General features: G+C 46.3%; 21 protein-coding genes and 1 pseudogene. 15 read left to right on the top strand and 7 right to left on the bottom strand.

All coding sequences use genetic code 11. The features are described 5' to 3' along the window. Positions 1–109 precede the first annotated feature (109 nt). Complete coding sequence (locus MO387_RS00500; protein WP_107946853.1) at positions 110–1,000, bottom strand: hypothetical protein; 891 nt, start codon at positions 998–1,000, stop codon at positions 110–112. 360 nt (positions 1,001–1,360) lie between these two features. Here MO387_RS00500 and MO387_RS00495 point away from each other — a divergent pair, with 360 nt between their 5' ends. From MO387_RS00495 to MO387_RS00480, 4 genes and pseudogenes are all read left to right on the top strand, one after another. Next, the gene (locus MO387_RS00495; RefSeq protein ID WP_107946852.1) at positions 1,361–2,008 is read left to right on the top strand and encodes a peroxiredoxin-like family protein; all 648 of its coding nucleotides are present in this window, start codon (positions 1,361–1,363) and stop codon (positions 2,006–2,008) included. A gap of 132 nt (positions 2,009–2,140) precedes the next feature. Beyond that, on the top strand, positions 2,141–2,776 hold the full coding sequence (locus MO387_RS00490) for a DUF2913 family protein (RefSeq protein ID WP_107946851.1): 636 nt from the start codon (positions 2,141–2,143) through the stop codon (positions 2,774–2,776). A gap of 174 nt (positions 2,777–2,950) precedes the next feature. Continuing rightward, a complete protein-coding gene (locus MO387_RS00485; RefSeq protein WP_107946850.1) occupies positions 2,951–3,703 on the top strand; it encodes a transporter substrate-binding domain-containing protein in 753 nt (250 codons plus the stop codon). Positions 3,704–3,713: 10 nt separating this feature from the next. Beyond that, positions 3,714–3,899 (top strand): annotated as a pseudogene (locus MO387_RS00480) (hypothetical protein); the annotation flags it as partial. Positions 3,900–4,014: 115 nt separating this feature from the next. Here the strand turns inward: MO387_RS00480 and MO387_RS00475 are convergent. The 3 genes from MO387_RS00475 to MO387_RS00465 form a co-directional block, all read right to left on the bottom strand. After that, positions 4,015–5,793, bottom strand: coding sequence for a flotillin family protein (locus MO387_RS00475; protein ID WP_107946849.1), 1,779 nt, complete (start codon positions 5,791–5,793; stop codon positions 4,015–4,017). A gap of 36 nt (positions 5,794–5,829) precedes the next feature. Continuing rightward, positions 5,830–6,465, bottom strand: coding sequence for a YqiJ family protein (locus MO387_RS00470; RefSeq protein WP_006085764.1), 636 nt, complete (start codon positions 6,463–6,465; stop codon positions 5,830–5,832). Positions 6,466–6,571: 106 nt separating this feature from the next. After that, a complete protein-coding gene (locus MO387_RS00465; RefSeq protein ID WP_107946848.1) occupies positions 6,572–7,138 on the bottom strand; it encodes a DsrE family protein in 567 nt (188 codons plus the stop codon). A gap of 63 nt (positions 7,139–7,201) precedes the next feature. Between MO387_RS00465 and MO387_RS00460 the strand changes: the two genes are divergently transcribed. The 5 genes from MO387_RS00460 (at position 7,202) to MO387_RS00440 (ending at position 10,596) form a co-directional block, all read left to right on the top strand. After that, positions 7,202–8,707 (top strand): carboxypeptidase M32, encoded by a 1,506-nt coding sequence (locus MO387_RS00460; protein ID WP_107946847.1) that lies wholly within the window; start codon positions 7,202–7,204, stop codon positions 8,705–8,707. Between the two features lie 194 nt (positions 8,708–8,901). Continuing rightward, positions 8,902–9,399 (top strand): GNAT family N-acetyltransferase, encoded by a 498-nt coding sequence (locus MO387_RS00455; protein ID WP_107950158.1) that lies wholly within the window; start codon positions 8,902–8,904, stop codon positions 9,397–9,399. Further along, on the top strand, positions 9,396–9,746 hold the full coding sequence (locus MO387_RS00450; protein ID WP_006082592.1) for a DMT family protein: 351 nt from the start codon (positions 9,396–9,398) through the stop codon (positions 9,744–9,746). The genes MO387_RS00455 and MO387_RS00450 overlap by 4 nt, the downstream gene beginning before the upstream one ends. Before the next feature lie 29 nt (positions 9,747–9,775). Beyond that, a complete protein-coding gene (locus MO387_RS00445) occupies positions 9,776–10,033 on the top strand; it encodes a DUF2960 domain-containing protein (protein ID WP_107946846.1) in 258 nt (85 codons plus the stop codon). A 53-nt stretch (positions 10,034–10,086) separates the two neighbouring features. Beyond that, positions 10,087–10,596, top strand: coding sequence for an RDD family protein (locus MO387_RS00440; protein WP_006082594.1), 510 nt, complete (start codon positions 10,087–10,089; stop codon positions 10,594–10,596). A gap of 113 nt (positions 10,597–10,709) precedes the next feature. Here MO387_RS00440 and lptG read toward each other — a convergent pair whose 3' ends face one another. Then, complete coding sequence (gene lptG, locus MO387_RS00435) at positions 10,710–11,768, bottom strand: LPS export ABC transporter permease LptG (protein WP_006085768.1); 1,059 nt, start codon at positions 11,766–11,768, stop codon at positions 10,710–10,712. After that, on the bottom strand, positions 11,765–12,877 hold the full coding sequence (lptF, locus tag MO387_RS00430; protein WP_012197435.1) for an LPS export ABC transporter permease LptF: 1,113 nt from the start codon (positions 12,875–12,877) through the stop codon (positions 11,765–11,767). Before lptF ends, lptG begins: the two co-directional genes overlap by 4 nt. A 243-nt stretch (positions 12,878–13,120) precedes the next feature. On the opposite strand from lptF, the gene pepA reads away from it, so the two are divergent. The 5 genes from pepA to MO387_RS00405 all read left to right on the top strand — a co-directional run bounded on the left by pepA (position 13,121) and on the right by MO387_RS00405 (position 20,569). After that, the gene (gene pepA / locus MO387_RS00425) at positions 13,121–14,629 is read left to right on the top strand and encodes a leucyl aminopeptidase (protein ID WP_012197436.1); all 1,509 of its coding nucleotides are present in this window, start codon (positions 13,121–13,123) and stop codon (positions 14,627–14,629) included. A gap of 456 nt (positions 14,630–15,085) precedes the next feature. Continuing rightward, positions 15,086–16,129 (top strand): diguanylate cyclase, encoded by a 1,044-nt coding sequence (locus MO387_RS00420; RefSeq protein ID WP_107946845.1) that lies wholly within the window; start codon positions 15,086–15,088, stop codon positions 16,127–16,129. A gap of 247 nt (positions 16,130–16,376) precedes the next feature. After that, positions 16,377–16,874, top strand: a complete 498-nt coding sequence (locus MO387_RS00415; RefSeq protein WP_006082599.1) for a DNA polymerase III subunit chi — start codon at positions 16,377–16,379, stop codon at positions 16,872–16,874. A gap of 20 nt (positions 16,875–16,894) precedes the next feature. Beyond that, entirely contained in the window at positions 16,895–19,771 is a 2,877-nt protein-coding gene (locus MO387_RS00410; protein ID WP_107946844.1) for a valine--tRNA ligase, read from the top strand. Between the two features lie 348 nt (positions 19,772–20,119). Then, complete coding sequence (locus MO387_RS00405) at positions 20,120–20,569, top strand: cytochrome c (protein WP_006080801.1); 450 nt, start codon at positions 20,120–20,122, stop codon at positions 20,567–20,569. Between the two features lie 75 nt (positions 20,570–20,644). On the opposite strand, the gene MO387_RS00400 is transcribed toward MO387_RS00405, so the two are convergent. Beyond that, positions 20,645–21,337 carry a cytochrome b/b6 domain-containing protein gene (locus MO387_RS00400; RefSeq protein WP_107946843.1) on the bottom strand — a complete coding sequence of 231 codons (693 nt, stop codon included), beginning with the start codon at positions 21,335–21,337 and terminating at the stop codon, positions 20,645–20,647. Between the two features lie 299 nt (positions 21,338–21,636). On the opposite strand from MO387_RS00400, the gene raiA reads away from it, so the two are divergent. Further along, a complete protein-coding gene (gene raiA / locus MO387_RS00395) occupies positions 21,637–21,993 on the top strand; it encodes a ribosome-associated translation inhibitor RaiA (RefSeq protein ID WP_006080799.1) in 357 nt (118 codons plus the stop codon). Positions 21,994–22,285 lie beyond the last annotated feature (292 nt).

Genomic DNA, 22,285 nt, shown 5'->3' with positions numbered 1-22,285 from the left:
CGCTCTAAAGATGGCTTATCTCAGTCCGAACTCTGTGACGGACTCAATCGGCAAGTTATCCCCTACCTCATTTGCACAATACTTAACCCACGGAACTGAGGCCGATCACTTATTCCAAAAAACCACCAAATAACTGTTTAAGCCTTTGCTCATCAATGGGATTTCCGCCGCGCCAGCCCGCAAGCGGTAAGATGATGTCAGAGCGAATACTGCCCGGGTATTTGATATTGCAGATCTCCTCAAATGGCGTAAATGCTTCATAAAGCGGCTCAACATAGGAATTTGGCATGATGCCAAGCTCAGCTAACACCATCAGTTGGCCACGGAAACTGTACTTATTAAAATTGGGGATAATCTTGGCTTTCTTCACCCTTTGCTCGAGTTTTCCGGGTGTTTCATCTAAAGGAGCCTGACGGATAACTTCAATTAATGCACTGAAGATGGCCACATCCTCTGCATTGGGTTTACAAGGCGATAGCGTACAAAATTCTTGTAATTCTAGGAGGTTGTGCGCCCAGCGCTCGTTCCACACACTGCCAGCGTAACAGGAAAAGATTTTTTGCCCCTGCTCAATCCAGTTAACGCGCCTGATGGAACACATAGGACAAATGTCACTATCGGTTGCCATCGAATGTTCTGGTAGCGCCTTCGCAAACAGATAGCTGAGAATGGGTTGACGACCGCGCGGGAAACTTGAAAAACCACATAAATAGGCCGCCAACAGATTTTCCAGTGACAAATTAGGCTCTAGGAGTAGTTTTTTATAGGCAAGAACGGCCTCATCATGGCTTAGCTTAACCCTGTTATTGACCGGATAGCCACTCTGTTCAATCAATGCGATTTCGGTATCAGATAGGCCTTGATAGGAGTAGATATTAGTTCCCGTATCGACATCAAACACATCGCCATTATCGATTCTTTGTTGATAACCATGCTCGTCTTTGCGGTACGACTTTTTATAATAGACTTTCTTTAACGCCTTAAATAATCCCTTATCCATTTACCACTTTCCTATTGAAAAAATTACCAAACATCACTTCAGCCTTTCAAGGCTGTGGCAATATTATCACTTTCGCGTTCGGCGCCCCACCTTAGCTCACTCGATCTGCTGACTCGATTAGCTCACTCAATTAGCCCACATTATCGGTTCACACCATTGACTTATATGAGACTAAAACGAGCTTTTGGGAGATTGAGCTGCATTGCTTTAAAAACACCACTTAATCTGGATACACACTGCAATAAATTGCAGCATTCGCCGTTCTTATAACAGTCTTCCCCATTCACGCCCCAACAAGCGTACAAACCAGAGCCAATCGCTTGAATTGATAGAATAACCCATAACAAAGAGAGATTACTTATGCCGTCCCTACTACAGCGCTTTTTACTGACCACCAGCCTACTGCTTGGCAGTTTTACCACACTAGCTCAACCTATCGCTAAGGATGAATATTCGGTTAGCCCACTGCTCAATGGCGAACAAATTCCCGCAATTACCTTACAAGATATGAATGGCCAAAGCGTTGATTTAGCAAAATTAACCGCACAAAAACCGACCATTTTCTTTTTTTACCGCGGCGGCTGGTGTCCCTTTTGCAACAATCAAATGGGACAGCTAAAGGCGATTGAACCTGAATTATTAAAAATGGGCTTTCAATTAGTGGGTATTTCACCCGATACACCAGCTCAACTTAAGGCTTCGGCGGCAAAAAATGAGCTTAAGTATCTGCTGCTTTCCGATGAAGAAATGCTGGCAGCGCAAGCCTTTGGTCTTGCCTTTTACACCAGCAAACAAGTCACTGATACTTATTTGAGTCGCTTAAAACTGGATAACCCACTGTGGACAACGCCCGAAGGCGATAAGCGCTTAGTTCTGCCTGTTCCGGCAATTTATATCGCTGACACTCAAGGATTAATCCATTTCCAATATGTGAATCCCAACTATAAGGTGAGACCCGCACCTAAGTTGATTCTGACGGCTGCCAGCCTCGTCGGTGCACCAGAATAATCCATCCCTCATTAAAGCAGCCGCTAAGAATCGTTATCGATTTAGCGGCCGCTTTGCTAAACTAGCTCCGCCGCAATCAATATCGTCCAAGTTCAAATAGATAACATCACTTCAGCCCGCGGCGGAGTCATAATGAATTCTCAAACCTATAACCAAGCTGTGCTCGAACTCGCCCTTGCGGGTCTTGCCGATTTAACCGCTTCAGCACAGACCAAGAAAGCCCAGCGCACCTCTGCGCAGGAAAGTCATTTTTTGTGTAATTGGATGGTCGAGTCCCTAAAGGAAAAACGCTTTTCTAAACTGGTAGCCGACGATCTCACGGCTTGGATACGTTTGGCTCGCAGCCAAGGTGCGGGCGCCGAACTCAAGCGTTTGCTAGAAAGGATAGTGCATCAATATCAAACAGTTGAGACATCTGAGCAAGCGTTAGGTACGGCATTAAATGCTATGATAGCAACTTTAAAGCAAGCCGAATGGTTGGTCTTTACTGACACTGAAATCAGCGCCAAGCTCAAACTCGATGCTGATGGCCAATCTAGCTTAGTAATTGATGCAAAAGAATTTAATCAACATATTAAAGACAATCAGTTGCTAAAACCAATCAACTTATATGTCCGCGCCGATGAACAGACCCTAACGCGTATCGCCCTATCCCATGGGTTATTACTCAGCCAAGGCAATAAGAAAACCAGCTTGGTTAAGCACCATAAAACCTACCAAATTTTCCCGCATAATCAACAGCCAGCCCTGTGTCAGCTATTAGCTTAGGTGTCATAGCGTAAAGTGTAATGGCGTAAAGTGTAATGGCGTAAAGGTGAAAACAGTTTAACTATGGCTGATGTGAGTGATTGTGACCCAATAAACAATTTATTCACACAGTTTAGGTAGAATGGCCATCGGATAGGCCTTGGCTAAAGCAGAGATAACAAGGATAAAAGCAATATGGTTAAGCGATGTTTGCAGTATAAACACTTAGTTCGATTTGCCTTATTTGCCCTTTGCTTTACTCAACCGCACGCCTATGCGGAGCAGCTCAAATACAATATCACTGGCTCCTATTCTTGGTATCCGTATTTTATCGGCGATCAAGCCGAGGCGCCGGGGATGATCACTGAACTTATCCCGATGATTCTATCCCTAGCTAAAATCGACGGTGAAATCCTCACCTTGCCGCCAAAGCGCACTAATAACGCTCTGGAAACCGGTCAACTCGACTTTGATATCGTCAGCCCGAGTTGGTTTGAAAAGCAGGATTTGGGGCCGCTGTTTGTCAAATCCGCCCCCATAATGCAAATCACCGAATATGTGGTCACCCTGCCTGAAAATGTCAGTAAATATAAGGATATCGACCAGATTAAAGGCAAACAAATCGGGACAGTGCGCGGTTATTTATACCACGACGATAAGGACTTTATCCGTGCCGACTTTACCTCTGAGCAAGAGTTAGTCAAAGCCTTAGATAAACACAGAGTCGATGCGATTATTTCCGGTAATTACCCAGCCTTGTATTGGTCGACTCAGTTGCGGATCCCTGTCGCCCTTGCGGCGGTGCATTCCGATGGAGACTTAGTGTTTAGGTTACGTAAGGAACATGCCGATTTGCTGCCTGCCATCAATCAAGCGATTGCGACACTGAAGGCCAATGGTAAAATTGACGAAATCATCAAAAAGTACACTCAAACGCTGGCAAGCTGAGCCAATACGGCCAACCTTAGCAACCTGCACGGCTTGTCACACGCTTATCGATAGTTTAGTCGTCCATGCACGCAGCTTTGGCGGAGTTTACCAAAGTGATGCCAGCGGTGGTCGAATTTAGCAATCAGGACAGGAGTCATGCGCAACCTGTCATGCCGAAGGTCGCTCATCGGGGGTCGACAAGGTACACAAATAAGCCGTTAGATTTTATTGGCCTCAAAATAAAACGCTCGCAAAAATGCGAGCGTTTTTAGTTAATCAAGCAGATTTAATCTCATAAAGCTAACCTCGTAAAGTTAGCTAAGTCGACCTTACAGCTTAGGCACGCTTTGACTCTCGACCACATGCGTTTGGCTGTAATCTTTAAGCTCTGCATGAGACGACTTCACACCACTTAACGCCTCGGCGGTTAACGTATTATTGCCGTTCAATAAATCATTCAAGGTGCCTGTATCGCCGTTCACTAAGCCCAGCTCTCTGAGCATGGCATCAACCACCGGCGCATTAGCGCGATAGTTTAATGCGGCACTGGTGACTTGCTCGGCAATGCCGCCTTGATGGTGAGCACCTTCGCCACCCGCGGCAAATTGATTGCCAGCGCCATAGCCTTGAAGAATTTTAATGCCTTCGATGTTTTCCAACGGTTTAACGGCTTGTGCCACAATGTCAGGCAGCGCTTTCAAAATCGCGAGGGACTTTTGCAGGGCAATTTGCTCATCACTCAAGACGTTTTCAGCTTCGTAAAGTGCTTGCTTACCCGCAGCTTCAACGGCATAGACTTTCTCATCCGCTTCGGCCTGCAATTTTTTCGCATCGGCACTGGCGCGCGCTTCAATCAGAATCGCACTCGATCTGTCTTCGGCGGCACGTTTCTCGGCTTCGGCTTGTACCGTTACGCCTACCGCATCACGCTCAGCTTCTTTACGGGCATCAATCACTTCAATCTCTTTGCGACGATTCGCTTCAGCCACTTGGCGCGCTGTGATTACCGCTTCTTCTTTCTCAACTTTCAGTTTTTCGGCTTCAGCAGCACGGGCACGGGCAGCAGATTCTTCTTCAGATTTCGCCGCAACCGCAATGCGTTTTTCCTGCTCAGAAACTTCGATATCCCTTTGCTGTTGAATGCGCGATTGCTCAATCGACTTATACTTTTCAATCTCGCGGGTTTCGATATCTTTCGTCTTTTCGATTTGAGCCGTTTCGATAGCGCGTTCTTTAGCAATTTCGGCTTCGCGTTCTTCACGGGCCTTGTTTTCTTTCTGCTTAATGATTTCCGCTTTTTGATCGGCGCGTTTAAATTCCAAAGACTGTTGCTGGATCAGGCGTGCTTCTTCTTCCGACTTTTCAATCTCTAGGGATTCTTTTTCGGCTTCGAGGTTACGTTGCTCGATCTTAATCCGATTATCCTGTTGGATATCGTTGGTTTCTTTACGTTTCTCTTCAATGATTTTCGCCAGACGTGCACGACCTTCGGCGTCGAATGCGTTGTTTTCATTGAAGAACTGTAGATCAGTTTGATCGAAACCCGTTAACGAAACCGACTCGAGTTCGAGACCATTTTTCTCCAGATCGTTAGCCACGTTATTTTGCACACGTTGCACAAAATCGGCACGCTGCTCATGCATTTCTGTCATGGTCATTTCAGCGGCGACAGCGCGGAGTACGTCGACAAACTTAGACTCCATCAGCTTTTTAAGCTCTTCAACGCGGTTTGTGCGCGTACCTAAGGTTTGCGCCGCCATCGAAATACCATCGGAATTTGGGGCAACACGTAGGTAGAAGTCGGCCTTCACATCGACACGCATTCTGTCTTTAGTGATCAGCGCATCTTTCTGAGTTTTTTCCACTTCGATACGCAGGGTATTCATGTTGACCGAAATGGTTTCATGCAGCACTGGCAGTACGATAGCGCCGCCATCTTTAATGATTTTCTCACCGCCAAAGCCGGTACGCACAAAGGCCATTTCTTTGGTTGCACGTTTATATAACTTGGCAAAAATTAACCCGATCACGATAAAGCCAAGTAACACCATACCGGCAACGAGCAAAATAAAACTACCGGATGAACCGATATCAGTTAACACATCCATTTGATTTCCTTTCAATTGATTTATGGCTGGGGACGATTAATTATCAAAACGCGTAGCAGACCAGACACGGCCTTCACGCTTAAGTAGCACTACTTGAGTGCCAGAGGCAAACTCGATACCCGAGGTTTCAGGCTCGACTAAGACGTAATGTTTTTGTTGGTGTTTATCACGCACAACGGCTTCAGAGGGCATGCCTTTGATGGCGCAGCCTAAGGTAATAGTCGCGACATAGCCGCTCAAATCATCAAGCGAAATCGCGCTCGATTCATTTTTGGGCAGATGTTCGGCCAGCACTCGACCGAAATAACGGCAAGAAAAGGCACTCGCAACTATGGCTATGGGTAAAGTGAACAATTGCGGCAGTAAAAGGCCAGCGACATTGAAACTGATAAAATTGACGATATAACCCGCTATCGCAAAACTGGTCAGCGCGAGCACAAACCAAATCAATAACGGCAGTCGATTGAGGCACAGCCAACCGGCAATGCCAGTAAGTCCGCCGGGGCTCACATCTGCGTCATAATCCGCATCGATAGGCACCCATTGGTCTAGCGCACTCATCATGCTTAAGCCAATGACTAACGCGAAGGCTTCAAACACACCGAGGGCCAGAACACAGGCAAAAGCTATGGTGTAAGGTAAATTAGGCTGTTCAACTAAAAACGCCCACATAGTCATCTCCTTGAACAATACAGCATTCCATTTATTTCACTGTAATTATCGACTTATGCGCCACAGAATAGCAAGCCAAGCCTTATTTCCAAACTAAAAATTTACCCTAAAATGGATTTTCACTGTAATCCTGCTGCGCCAAAATAGCGTGGGCTGTCATCGCCGATAATGCCATATCAACACCAGGTAATAATGAGGTATTGGTTAAATCAAAATAAGCGGCGCTCTGTCCGCAGATATAAAACTTCACGCCGTGATCAACTAGAGCCTTAACCAAAGCGCGATTAGCGTTTACGGCACCTGAATGCTGCTTGGCATAAAAAACATCATCAGCTAAATCGCTGATGCCGCCACCGTGCACCACCATAGCCAGTTCGATATCAGTTTCTTTAACGCCTGCCGCCACATGCATGTTGATAAAACGCGCTAAACTTTCGAGCTGACGATTCGTCTTGCCCACATCGGCCGCCTTACTCATATCAAAAGCCACTTTAAACTTCATGCCCTTAGGAATGGGCATCATGCTATCGACTTTAGCAATCTGACCAAACTCAGGAATAGCAGGCCCAGCCACAAATTTATCGACACCCGCCTGCGCCGTCGAAGCGATAGCGGCGAGGGTCAGGCACAGCGCGGCCTTTAGCGTTTTAGTGCTATATGATTTTGACTTCATTGTATTATCATCCTGTTATTGTTATTTATTCGCGCAGATTTTATGCGCCAGAAGGGAAATCCCATGGGCACACCTAAGACTAAAGTACCAACGCCAAGTTACGACAAACTGACGGCACATTTCCAGAAAATTTCTCACTTTGAACATTTCAGCGCTTTGGGTGACTGGGATCAAGCGGCCATGATGCCTATGGGTGGTGGTCAAGATCGCGGCGATGCAATGGCAGAACTGGCGCTGCATATCCACGGTCTCAAAACCTCAGCCACCTTAGCCGAGCACTTACACGGCGCGGCGGATGAATCACTCTCAACAGAGCAAGAAGCCAATCTGCGGGAAATACTGTACCAGTATCAACAGGCCAACTTAGTGCCCGGCGACCTAGTACAAGCCAAAACCAAGATGGCCTATCAATGTGAGAATGCGTGGCGCGAGCAGCGTAAAAATAATGATTGGCAGGGCTTTAAGCCAAATCTAAAAGCGGTCATCGACCTTGCCAAGGAAGAAGCGCAGATCCGCGGCGAAGCGCAAAATATCACGCCCTATGACGCCCTGCTCAATAAATTTGAACCGGGAATGACCACGGCAAAGCTAGAACAAACCTTTGGCGGCCTGAAAGATTGGCTACCGACACTCATCCAAGAAGTGCTGGCTAAGCAGGCAAACGAGCCTAAGCTTGTGCTCAATGGCCCCTTCGATATCAGCGCGCAGCAAGCCCTTGGCCGTGACGTCATGGCGTTTTTGGGGTTTGACTTTAATCACGGTAGGCTGGATATGAGTAGCCATCCATTTTGTGGTGGCGTGCCAAGCGATGTGCGGATAACGACTCGCTACAATGAGGCCGATTTCAGTAGCGCAATCATGGGCATAGTTCATGAAACTGGCCACGCCAGATACGAGCAAGGTTTACCTCAAGCGTGGCGCGGTCAACCCGCTGGGCTTGCACGTTCTATGGGCGTCCACGAAAGCCAAAGTCTATTTTGCGAAATGCAGCTTGGGGCAAATCCGGCATTTTTACGTCAGTTGCAGCCTAAAATCGCGCAGCATCTTAACTGTCATTTCAGTGCCCAAGGATTAGCGCAACATTATACCCGCGTAAATCCCGGACTTATTCGCGTCGACGCCGATGAAGTCACCTATCCTTGCCACATTTTGCTGCGGTTTGAGGCAGAAAAGGCCTTTGTCGACGGCAGCTTAACCGTCGATGATTTACCTGATTTCTGGTCGACGCAGATGCAACAATTACTGGGGATCAATACTGATGGCAATTACCGCGACGGTTGCATGCAGGACATCCATTGGGCTGTCGGTGAACTAGGATATTTCCCAAGTTACACCTTAGGCGCCATGTATGCCGCCCAATGTCGCTTTGCGATGGAAAAAGCCTTAGGGCCGATTGAAGCCCTAATCGACGCAGGCAAGTTGGACTCGGTATTCCAGTGGCTGCGCGAGCACATTTGGTCGAAGGGATCCTTGCTCACGACCGATGAACTGATCCGCCAAGCAACGGGCGAAACCTTAAATGGTCAATATCTTGAGCGTCACCTGCGTCAACGATATCTGGGCATTTAACCGCTGCGAACACTTAAAAGCGCTGAAAGCTCAGTTTATACGGGTTTTAAAGCGCTTTATATTGCCGCTGATGCCTGCATTTTGAAGCCGCTTGAGGTTATAATGCCGAGCTTATTTGAATCAGGGCTCTTTTAACGGAGTGCCTTCAATAGAACTCTTGAAACGGGACTCTTGAAACAGGATAAATGTCTGCCATGTTACTGCGAGCAATCACCCCACAGGATTGGGATGCCATTTTAGCAATCCAAGATGAGTGTTACTCACAACTGGATCCTGAGCCCTTGCACGTGCTGCAAAGTAAATGGCAGGTATCACCACAATCCTGTTTTGTGTTCGAAGTGGATAAGTCGGTTGTCGGTTATTGCTTGGCTCACCCATGGACCACCAATATGCCGCCCGCGCTCTATCAGCCCATTACCCATTTACCTAAGGCTGATACTTTATATCTGCACGATATTGCGCTTTCAGCCAAAGCCCAAGGTTTAGGCGCAGGTGCTAAGGCGCTAACCCGCTTAACACTACTGGCAGATCGATATAATCTCAATTCCTTGTCCCTCGTTGCCGTTCAAGGCGCCGACAGTTATTGGCTAAAAATGGGCTTTAAACCTCAGGCCATAGACAAGTGCCTTGGCAGCTATACCGACGATGCCATGTACATGATTTATACAATTAATCATAGAGATGAAAGATGAATCCAACCCTGACGACTATCGGTTTACTTTGCCTAAGCAATATCTTTATGACTTTTGCTTGGTACGGGCATCTAAAAACCTTAGGCTCAAAACCTTGGATTATTGCCGCCTTAGTGAGTTGGGGCATCGCCCTATTTGAATACTTGCTGCAAGTACCTGCTAACCGTATCGGTTACACGGTTATGAATGTCGGCCAGTTAAAAATTTTACAAGAAGTCATCACCTTAAGTCTGTTCGTCCCCTTTGCCTATTTCTATATGAAAGAGCCATTGAAGCTCGATTATTTGTGGGCAGGATTGTGCATATTAGGTGCTGTGTATTTTATTTTTAGAAGTGAATTTAATTAATTTCAGACTTATTTCAGGAGAGCTCCCCCATGGCCCGTCAAGTCACTTATACCTTCAAAGGTAAGACTAAAATCATCGCCTTTAGCTACGATAAACACCATGATTTATATGAAGCCGTGGCCGAAGCCGAAGGCATCGATCTGACCAAATTTTTAGCCATGGAGCAACAAGTCGCCATGACGTCGCGCAAGGGTGCTAAGGCTGAAAAAGAATTCAGAAAAGTAGAATTTGCCCGCTTTGGCTTTAGCAATATCCACTTTATTAGAGACGAAGAACCCGAAGCCTAGGCAGGTATCCATATTTGTATTCGCTTTAAGCACTTTAAAAACAGGACACTGTGATGCTCAATACCGAACATGCTAACTTTCCCCGTGCGGGATTCTTTCGCCGCTTAGGTGCTGCCGTTTACGATTCGCTGTTAGCTGTGGCCGTTTATATGGTTTCTGGCGCTGTGGGCTTTGGCATTTTCTACGGCCTTACCGCTTCAGGATTGGCTGGCATGAATGGCTTTGAGCATGTCTCTGACGCGCTCAATGGCACACCGATTTACCACGGTATTTACCAACTCTGGCTCGTCTTGTGTGTCGGCACTTTCTACGCATTATTCTGGAGTAAGGGCGGTCAAACCTTAGGGATGCGCGCTTGGCGGCTTAAAATTCAACATCCTAATGGCCAAAACTTAAGCATGATCACTGCCTACGCTCGCATCGTTTGGTCACTGCTCGGCATTGGTAATCTGTGGATCCTCATCAATGGCAACAAGCTTGCACTGCAAGATAGTATGACCCGCTCAGAAGTGGTTGTATTGTCTAAAGAAGCCAACCAAATGCGTAACTGGCACGGTGCCTAAGTTTAGTTTCTAGTAAATTGTCAGCATAAAAAACGACGCAAAAGCGTCGTTTTTTATGGGCTATTTTTTAGGAACTGTTCTTATAGACTAAATGGGGAGTAATAAGATGAGTATCATCGCCGGATAAAGTAGAAGGCAACGCCGGTAAACAGCAAGCTTGGTGCCACAGCCCCCACATAGGCAGGTAACTCATACACTATGCTCATAGGGCCGAAAATCTCATTACTGATATAAAAACTAAAACCCGCCACAACCCCGAGCAATACCCGCGCGCCCATAGTCACAGTCCGCAGCGGCCCAAATACAAACGACAGTGCAACTAACATCATCACAGCGACCGTCACTGGCTGCATCACCTTGCGCCACAGCGCTAGCTCATAACGGCTCGGATCTTGGCTGTTGGTCTTAAGGTAATCGAGATAACCGACCAGACCGCGGATAGATAACGCCTCAGGTTTAATCGAAACTACACTGAGTTTATCCGGTGTTAAACTCGACTGCCATTGATCTTCTTCCAGATACTCAAGCACGACTTTCTCATAGCTTAAATCGGTACGTTTGACGTCGAATAAACGCCAGCGGTCTTGGGAAAACACCGCGCGGTCCGCATGCACAACGTTGGTGAGCTTAAGTTCGCTATTGAACTTATAAAGCGTAATGTTGTTGAGTTTATTGATGTTTTCAACTTCACCAATGTTCACGAACAAATCACCGTCCTTTGCCCAAATGCCGCGATGGGACTTAATTAAACTCCCGCCTGAGAGTTTAATGGCTTGCAACTCATTAGCTTTTTGCTCGGCAATCGGTGCCCCCCACTCCCCTAACACCATCACCAGCAACATCAAGGGCACAGCGGTTTTCATCGCCGACATAGTGATCTGCAAACGTGACATGCCAGAAGCTTGCATCACTACAAGTTCAGAGTTCGATGCCAACATTCCCATGCCAATCAAGGCGCCCAGCAACACGGCCATAGGGAAAAACATTTCAATATCCCGTGGCACTAAAAACAACACATAGATGCCCGCATCCATCATGCTATAGGTGCCACGACCGACTAAGCGCAGCTGGTCAACCCATTTAATGATGCCCGACAAGCCAGTCAACACCAGCAAACACAGCGCTGAAGTGCTTAACAATACTCTGGCGATATAAAGGTCTAATATCTTCATGCCGCCACCTTCTTATGGGCAAACAGGGTCGAGATACGACTAAATATAGGCCTATCTTTGCCGAGCAAGAACAGCCCCATCAAGAGCGCCGAAATATGGATCCACCACATACCTAAATACAATGGAATAATCCCATCTTGCAATGCCTTACGTCCGGCGACCATGAGGCCAAAATAGCCAAGGTACAAGAGTACTGCAGGGAACATTTTAGCGAACTTACCCTGACGCACATTCACCCGCGCCAAAGGCACAGCAATCAAGGTCATGATAGGAATCGCCAGCGGAATGGCAAGACGCCAATGGAATTCGGCAACGGCTTCCGCCCCTTCGACTTTTACGAGTTCATCGACGGGCAACGCAGATAACTTACGCCGACGCTCGTCGACTTGCTGCTCTTTAATTTGCATTTTATAACCACCAAATTCGATCATTTGGTAGTCCTTCGCCTTCGGGCTGCCTTGATAACGCACGCCATCATTCAGGTTCAATTGCTGCGCGCCTGAACTATCTTCCTGCACTCGCCCACCCTTGGCCACCACCACATTGGTGACGCCAGTTTCGTCATCAGGGTCTGGCAACTGGGCCACAAACACTTTATCTAACTCGTTATCTTTACCGATACGTTCTACAAATAATACCGCGCGGCCATTAGGGCTCGCCTGAAAACGCCCTTGTACTAAGGCCGCAAGCCCGGCTTCGGACTGGGCTTTTTCGAGCACTTGGTTTTGCTGCTCTTCTGCCCAAGGGGCGACATAAAGGGATAAATAGCCGGTAAACAACATATTGATCACGGCAAGAATCAGCGTCACGCGGGTGACATACCACTCACTGACCCCAACACCGTGGAGAATGACCATCTCATTTTCGGAATACATACGGCCGTGGGCCAGTAAAATCCCCAAGAACAAACTTAACGGCAGGACTAAGATCACCAGATAAGGCAAGTTAAGCCCAATCAGGGTCATGATTAAAGAGGCGGGAAAATCGCCGTCGGAGGCATCGGCCAGTATACGCACGAAATGCTGGCTAATAAAAATAGTTAACAGCACTAAAAGTACCGCAATTTGTGCCTTTAAAACTTCTCGAATAAGGTATTTAAATACAATCACAGGCAGGATCCGGTCTCTAAACTTATCTTTTTGCTGGTAACAGACTAACTTTCATGTAAACTGTTTACTTTTGATAGTTTTCTGACCAGCTTCAGGGGTTCTAGGTAAACTTAACGTCACGAAATGCGTGACTCAAGCGCCGAGAATAAATCACCTTTGGAGTAATAACTTAGGCCCTTTTCGGGACAAGCAGACATTATCCAATAAATATAAAAATTTGTCTTTAAGAATCTAGGAGTGCTCATGGAGTTTAGCGTAAAGAGCGGTAGCCCCGAAAAACAACGCTCAGCCTGTATCGTGGTCGGTGTTTATGAACCCCGTCGTCTGTCGGGTATCGCCGAGCAATTAGATAAAATTAGCGAAGGTTATATCAGTAACCTACTGCGTCGTGGCGATCTGGAAGGTAAACCTGGCCAGATGTTGTTGCTGCACCATGTTCCTAACGTATTGAGTGAACGTGTATTATTAGTGGGTTGTGGCAAAGAACGAGAACTAGACGAACGCCAATACAAACAAATCATCACTAAGACAATCAACACCCTTAACGAAACAGGTTCAATGGAAGCGGTTTGCTTCTTGACTGAACTGCACGTGAAAGGCCGCGATACTTATTGGAAAGTACGTCAGGCGGTTGAAACCACCAATAGCAGTCTTTACAGCTTTGATGCCCTGAAGACCCGCAAAGGTGAAACTCGCCGTCCACTGCGTAAATTAGTGTTCAATGTCCCAACTCGCCGTGAATTAACCTTAGGTGAGCGCGCTATTGAGCATGGTATGGCAGTGTCTGCCGGCATGCACTTATGTCGCGATGTGGCCAACATGCCACCGAACATCTGTAATCCAGCCTATTTAGCTTCTCAAGCTCGCCAAATGGCTGAAGTACACGACACACTGCATGTCACCACTATCGGTGAAGAGCAAATGGCCAAACTGGGCATGAACTCATACCTTGCAGTCGGTCGCGCCAGTGCCAACGAATCCATCATGACTGTGATGGAATACAAGGGCGCTGTCGATAGCACTGAAAAACCCATCGTATTAGTCGGTAAAGGGTTAACCTTCGACTCGGGTGGTATTTCATTGAAACCAGGCGAAGCCATGGACGAAATGAAGTACGACATGGGCGGCGCAGCGGGTGTTATCGGCACCATGAAAGCCATTTGTGACATGAAGTTACCTATCAACGTTGTGGGTATTCTTGCTGGCTGTGAAAACATGCCATCGGGTAATGCTTACCGTCCAGGTGACATTCTGACCACTATGTCAGGCCAAACCGTTGAAGTGTTAAATACCGATGCAGAAGGCCGTCTAGTTCTGTGTGACGTGTTGACCTATGTTGAGCGTTTCGATCCTGAATTGGTTATCGATACAGCGACTCTGACTGGCGCATGTGTGATTGCCCTTGGTAAACACGCATCGGGTCTGTTCTCATCGCATAACCCACTGGCACACGAGCTATTAAGTGCCGGTGAGCAAAGTGGTGACCGCGCATGGCGCATGCCATTGTGGGATGAGTATCAAGATATGCTCGACAGTCCATTTGCTGACATGACCAACTTAGGTGGTCGTCCAGCAGGTGCTATCACAGCAGCATGTTTCCTCTCACGCTTTGCTAAAAAGTACAACTGGGCTCACTTAGACGTTGCAGGTACAGCTTGGAATAGCGGTGCTAACAAAGGTTCTACTGGTCGTCCAGTGCCACTATTGACTCAGTTCCTGATCAATCGTGCTGGCGTTGAACTCGGCGAATAAGATTATTCAGCTTTAATTTGACTCACTCAAACAAAAGACTGGTATCGCTCTAAGAGACTTGAAGTTTTCAAAAGAAGCCAGTGACATTCGGTCGCTGGCTTTTTATATGTCATTATTTCCCCAAATACAGGCTTAACTGCCATGTCTGCAATACAGAACTAATCTCCCTAATCCCTAACTCATTTGCCTTGATATAAAAGAGTATTTTAAGCCTGATGACTTAAGTTTGAGGCTATAAAACAATAACCGCATAATGAGTTCATCAGCATAAAAGGCTCCCCCCCTTATTCGCAACTTGCGAACCACAGTATTAGCACTAATACTTAATGTTCGCGCGGCGAAGCACTACCACTAGACTCCATAACTCTCAGGACGAAATTACGATATTCAAACTGGGCACTGAACGCTCATTAATGGAAGAGTCTGCTAATTGCTGAATGCATTACAGGTGATCTCATGAGCGATAAACCAATAAACGATCTGCATATCATCCAACGCCTACGTAGCCAGATTGAGCAATTAGAAAATCTCGAGAAACGCATTAATACCCTTGAACAAGAACGCTCTACGCTTACTCACACGACTGAGTGCCTACAAGCAGAGTTAATCCGTCATCAGCAAATTAAAGCAGACTGGGAGTGGTTTTTTGAAAACTCACTCGATTTACTCTGCATTGCGGCACTTGATGGTTACTTTAAAAGAGTTAATCCTGCTTTTGCGGCGACACTAGGTTTCACTCAAAACGAATTATTAGCCAAACCTATTACTGAGCTTATTCATCCGGATGACCTGGAGATTACAGTGCAAGCCTTACAAGGTTTAGGTTCTGGCCAAGATTGCATTAATTTTGAAAACCGCTATATCGATAATCAAGGTCAGTGGCACTGGCTCTCTTGGCGCTGCCCCGCACTGAGCGAGAACACGAGCCAACTCTACGCCATTGCACGTGATGTTACCGATTATAAACGCAGCGCCGCCGAAATTATGCATCAAGCCACCCACGACCCGTTAACCGACTTGTATAATAGAGCCGCATTCGACAATGAACTAAATAATTGCTTGCTCAGGGCACAACGACACCCAACCAACCATGTAGCCTTGTTGCTGATCGATTTAGACGATTTCAAACAAGTTAATGATAACTATGGCCATCAAACAGGTGATCAATTACTGCAAGCATTGGCACAACGATTTAAAAACATGCAACGGAAAAATGATTTTGTGTGTCGCTTAGGTGGGGATGAATTTGCTTGGTTGGCCGAAGCCAATAACATTATCGCCGTAGAAGCCCTATTAGCTCGTATCCTCAAAGAGTTACAAAAACCAGTACCTTTAGAAAAGGTGACCCTCAAGGTAAGTTGTAGCATAGGAGCATCACTCTTCCCCAACTTAGCCCAGGATGCCAAAACCCTATTTCATCAAGCTGATAGCAGCATGTATCAAATTAAGCGCAGTGGTAAAGGTGGTTGTTTCATTTATCACTCATCTATTGATGCATAACCGACTCACATGCTAGACAGTGCCCACTCTCAGAGCCTAGATGGTAGTAATCGAGACAGAGACCTGTAATGGTCACAAGCATTTTCAATCTGTCTCTGTCGCAAATACACTGAAATAAAAACAAGTCAGCTAAGCTTGCTCACACTCTAGCCTTAGGCCAATACTGCACCATTAACCCCTAGCAACTTTTAGTGTAAACTGTTGCTTTCGTTCGCCACTAAAACAAGTGAAGCAAGGCATTGAAATCATGACTCAAGTGCTGTTTTATCTCATGCCGCCAGTGGCATCAACGGCCAAGGCTGATTCATCTGTTGCAACCGTGAATGCGAACCCTGCACTTTGCGAGATGCATCTTCTGGCATGCCAACTGGCGCAGCAGGCTTTTGTGAAACAACAATGGGTCTATATCCATTGCCAAGATAAGCAGCAAGCCCATGCGATTGATGAACTTTTATGGCAGTTTGAGCCAAGTGCCTTTGTACCTCATAACCTCAAAGGTGAAGGCCCGATGACGGGATCGCCGGTAGAAATTGGTTTTGATCGCCTCGGCGCCAACAAAAGTCGCCAAGTTCTGATTAATCTTGCAGACCAAGCGCCCCCATTTGCGGTAAACTTTGGCCACATTATCGATTTTGTTGCCAATGACGATCAGCATAAAGCGGTCGCTCGCGAACGTTATCGACAGTATCGCGGCTTAGGGGTCAATTTACAGACCCAAGACTTAGCAACACATCCACTTAATTAGTTTGAGACAGACACGTTCCCATGGAAAAAACATACGATCCGCAGTCCATCGAGCAAACGCTTTACCAAAACTGGGAAGAGCAAGGTTACTTCAAGCCACACGGCGATGAATCCAAAGGCAATTATTGCATTATGATCCCGCCACCTAACGTGACGGGCAGCTTGCACATGGGCCACGCCTTCCAAGACACCATTATGGATACCTTAACCCGTTACCAACGGATGAAAGGCAAAAATACCCTATGGCAAGTCGGTACTGACCATGCGGGTATCGCCACCCAAATGTTGGTTGAGCGTAAGCTTGAAGCCGAAGAAGGCAAAAATCGCCATGACCTAGGTCGCGATGCCTTTATGGATAAAGTGTGGGAATGGAAAGCGCAATCGGGCGGCACTATCACTAAGCAGCTACGTCGTATGGGCGCTTCTGTTGATTGGGACCGCGAGCGTTTCACTATGGACGAAGGCTTGTCCAAGGCCGTGCAAGAAGTGTTTGTACGTCTGTACGAAGACGAGTTGATTTATCGCGGTAAGCGTTTGGTCAACTGGGATCCAAAGCTGCACACGGCTATCTCTGATTTAGAAGTGGAAAGCAAAGAAAAACAGGGCCACATGTGGCATCTGCGTTATCCACTGGCCGACGGTGAACTGACAGCCGATGGTAAAGACTATTTAGAAGTCGCTACCACGCGCCCAGAAACCATGCTCGGCGACAGTGCGGTTGCAGTGCATCCCGATGATGAACGCTATCAAGCGCTGGTCGGTAAGTTTATTCTGTTGCCGATTGTTAACCGCCGCATTCCTATCGTGGCCGACGATTACGTCGACATGGCCTTTGGTACTGGCTGCGTGAAGATCACTCCAGCCCATGACTTTAACGACTATGAAGTCGGTAAACGTCACAACCTGCCAATGTTCAACGTACTGACCTTAGATGCCGCCATTCGCGTGAGCGCCGAAGTGGTGAACTCTGACGGTACTTTCAACAAAACGCTCGATGGCAGCCTGCCTGAACGTTTTGCCGGACTTGACCGTTTTAAAGCCCGCGATGCTATCGTCGCCGAATTTGACACCTTAGGTCTGCTCGAAAAAATCGCACCTCATGCCTTGAAAGTGCCTTACGGCGATCGCTCAGGTGTGGTTATCGAGCCGATGCTGACCGACCAATGGTATGTAGCTGTTGCGCCAATGGCGAAAACGGCTATCGAAGCCGTTGAAAATGGCAGCATTAAATTTGTACCACAGCAATATGAGAACATGTACTTCTCGTGGATGCGTGACATTCAAGACTGGTGTATTTCACGTCAATTATGGTGGGGTCACCGCATCCCAGCTTGGTACGACGAAAACGGCAAAGTCTATGTCGGCCGCAACGAAGCCGAGGTACGTGCTAAGCACAATATCGCCGACTCAATGACATTACGCCAAGACGAAGACGTACTGGACACTTGGTTCAGCTCAGCCCTGTGGACTTTCTCTACACTAGGTTGGCCCGACAATTTAGAAGATTTAAAAACCTTCCACCCAACCGACGTGTTGGTGACAGGTTTTGACATCATCTTCTTCTGGGTTGCCCGTATGATCATGATGACCATGCACTTCATCAAAGATGAAGACGGCAAACCACAAGTCCCGTTCAAAACCGTGTACGTAACCGGTCTTATCCGCGATGAAGCGGGTAACAAAATGTCAAAATCTAAAGGTAACGTACTCGATCCATTAGACATGATCGACGGTATCGGACTTGAAGATCTCGTTGAAAAACGTACCGGCAACATGATGCAGCCACAACTGGCCGCCAAGATTGAAAAGAGCACTCGCAAAGAGTTTGCCGACGGTATAGAAGCCCACGGCACTGATGCACTGCGCTTTACGCTTGCGGCAATGGCATCAACGGGTCGTGACATCAACTGGGACATGAAGCGCTTAGACGGTTACCGTAGCTTCTGTAACAAGTTATGGAACGCCTCACGCTACGTGCTGATGAACACAGAAGATCAAGATTGCGGCCCAGGCTCACCAGAGCACAAAGGCGGCGAGATGGAACTGTCGTTGGCCGATCGCTGGATTATCGGCTTGTTCAATCAAACCGTTAAGACCTTTGACGATCACATGACAGCCTACCGTTTCGACTTAGCGGCCAATACCCTGTATGAGTTCACTTGGAACCAGTTCTGTGACTGGTACTTAGAGTTAACCAAACCGGTATTGCAAAACGGCAGCGAAGCGCAAATGCGCGGCACCCGTCACACCTTAGTGACAGTGCTCGAAGCGATGCAACGCCTGATGCACCCTATGATGCCGTATATCACTGAAACCATTTGGCAGCGCGTTAAACCGTTAGCCGGTGTCACAGGTGATACCATCATGCTGGCACCGTTCCCAACATTTGATGCCGCTAAAGTCGATAGCGCAGCAATGGCCGATTTAGAATGGGTTAAGCAAGTAATCGTCGCGGTGCGTAACATTCGCGCCGAACTGAACATTGCCCCATCTAAGCCGCTAAATGCCCTACTTCGTGGTGTTAGCGCGCAGGATAAAGCCCGTGTAGAAGCAAACCAAACCTTCTTCACTACGCTTGCCCGCTTAGAAAGCATGACCATTTTAGCCGATGGCGAAACTGCGCCTATGTCGACCACAGGTTTGATTGGCGAAATGGAGCTGCTGATCCCTATGGCAGGCTTAATCGATGTCGCCGCCGAAATGGCCCGTATCGACAAACAGCTTGAAAAACTCGGCCAAGAGATCGCTCGCATTGAAGGCAAATTGTCGAACCAAGGTTTTGTGGCAAAAGCTCCAGTCGAGGTTATCGACAAAGAGCGCGCTAAGATGACCGATCTCAAGCGTGACATGGACAAGCTCAACGAACAAAAATCAGAGTTCGCTAAGTTAGAAGCTTAAGCTTCTCATTTACTCTGATTCACTTGTTATGATTGGTTCTAACTGAATGAAGGGCAGCCACTAGGCTGCCCTTCTTGTATCTATGACTCATTACAAAATTAGACGTTTATTTTAAATCCATATAAAACTAGAAGGGTCTTAAACTACGACTGACTTACATAATAAAAAATCCCCCGTTCCAGAACAGTCGTTGCTTATTAAACCAACATCAGCCCACATACATATAACTTGTTACGTTTAGTCATCTTATCCAAACAAAAACTGACAAAAATGCTTCTAGTACATCAAGTTAATTTGTGTACAATAGAAGCGCAATGTCACACTTCGACGCTAATTTGTGAGAATACGATGAAAAAATTACTACTTACTCTCGTTGCCAGTACTCTATTGGCTTCAGCTGCACAGGCACACAATTTCGAAGATTCTAAAGATGCGATTGAATACCGCCAATCTGCATTTGGTCTTATTGCTTATAACTTCGGCGATATGGCTGCCATGATGAAAGGCAAAAAACCTTTCGAAGCGGAAACCTTCGCAATGCGCGCAACGAATGTTGCTGCATTATCAAAAATTCCTTTCGAAGGTTTTATTGATGGCTCAGACAAAGGCGACACTGAAGCCTTAGCCAAAGTTTGGCAAGACAGAGCTGATTTCGATGCAAAAATGAAAACTTTCCAAGAGAATGCCGCCATTCTTGCAACTGTTGCTCAAAAAGGTGATCAAGCTGAAATCAAGCAAGCCTTTATGAACACAGGAAAAAGCTGTAAAGGTTGTCACGACGTTTATAAGAAAGACTAGTTCTATTTAGTTTTTCGTCCATCAAAAAGCCTGCTAATTAGCAGGCTTTTTGTTGCTCAAACACTCAGCGTAAAACTATAGCACTTGCACTATCGGCCACATTAAATACACAAAGACCACAGCCGCTAATACAGCCAGCAGCACTAAGGCAAGCCACTCTGACTTGAATGTAAGATCACGATTCACGCTTGATGACAGTGCCACCTTAGAGACCTTCTTGTAGCCACTGAGCATAGCACCAACTAACTTATCGCCCTTGATAGCATGGATAACCACTGCCAGTACATGAATGGCACTCAGCGCTAGGATAAGGTTAAAGTTCATCTTATGTAGCCAAGTCAAAAATCCACTGGTATCTGAACTGACATAGCTATAGAGCGGACCTTCGGTAAAAATATCATCAGTCGCAAAAAGGCCTGTGACTAATTGCAGGCTAATGATCCCAATCAGTGCGACAACCATGTAGCCACCAATAGGATTGTGCCCCAGCACAACGGACATTCCCTTAGTTTTGATTGCTTTCAAGTAGTCGAGCACAACCTTAGGGTGATGAACAAAGTGGCTAAACCTTGCCGTATCGCTACCAATGATCCCCCAAAGGATCCTAAATCCAATGAGGATCAGCAAACTATAAGCAAAAATTTGATGCCACTGCATTTCGCCAGCGTCAGCACTCCACCATAGAAGCGCCAACAGACACACCATGCCCCAATGGAAAATTCGCGTGGGTAAATCCCAGACCTTAATCTTAACGTGTTCAATATTCATAAAATGGGCAAACTCAAAGTGAACGAATGAAATAAGTTGAGGTATTTTATCGGGATTTAGGATGAAACTTAAAGTAAATATAAGTAAATAAGGGCAAAGACTGCGGAGTTATCCCATCGAATATGACCCGATTTAGCAGGTAATACAAGGCTTTTTGGCTAGGAATTATTGATATTTGTCTAAGTGATCAAATATCCAACGAACAGTAACTAACCGGCACAAAAATGTGATCTTGATCTCGTTTTATAGTGCAGACCTTGGTAATCTGAAATCCAAGGAAACAACAGAAGGTTCGAAATATGCTAAAGATTACTAGCAAGCAACTTGAAGTCACATCTCCTATTCGTGAACGTATTGAAAGCCGTTTCGAGAAACTTTCAAGGCATGATGTGCAAATGATAAATCCCCATGTAATCATTACGGAGGAGAAACCTGGTTTCAAAATTGAAGCATCGGTTGGCATCCCAAATGGAGAACTCTTCGCTCAAGCAAAACATGAAAATTTATATACTGCGATTAACGCCATGGGCCAAAAATTAGAGAAGCAGCTCAATCGCATAACACATAAACCGGAAGCACAACGTTCCACATCATTAACACCGACTAATAATATTGTTGAAGTTGACGACGAGTACGAGGAGGAAGATGCGGCATAATTTAAGTTTTGTGAGTGCGAGAAACGCATCACTTTGAGAGCAATAAAGTAGAAATATTTAATCAGATCACAGTTTTTACAAAAGCTTAGTGCAATCATTTTAATGATGAAAAAAACAGTTCGTTTGACTAAATACCTACTACACTTTACAAAGTGACAGCAAGAATCGAAGTGGTGCGAATTTAAATCGTTTCAAATGTTGATTTACTTTAAATTTTGATTTACACATATGGTTAACAGATATTAATTTATAAATAACGTTACTGGATATAACTAAGGAGAACGACCAATCT

It is taken from the genome of Shewanella sp. N2AIL, from assembly GCF_022690845.1.
In the GTDB taxonomy this organism is placed as follows: domain Bacteria; phylum Pseudomonadota; class Gammaproteobacteria; order Enterobacterales; family Shewanellaceae; genus Shewanella; species Shewanella baltica.
Note: the sequence above shows the minus strand (reverse complement) of the source record. Positions and strands in the feature narration are given on the sequence as shown.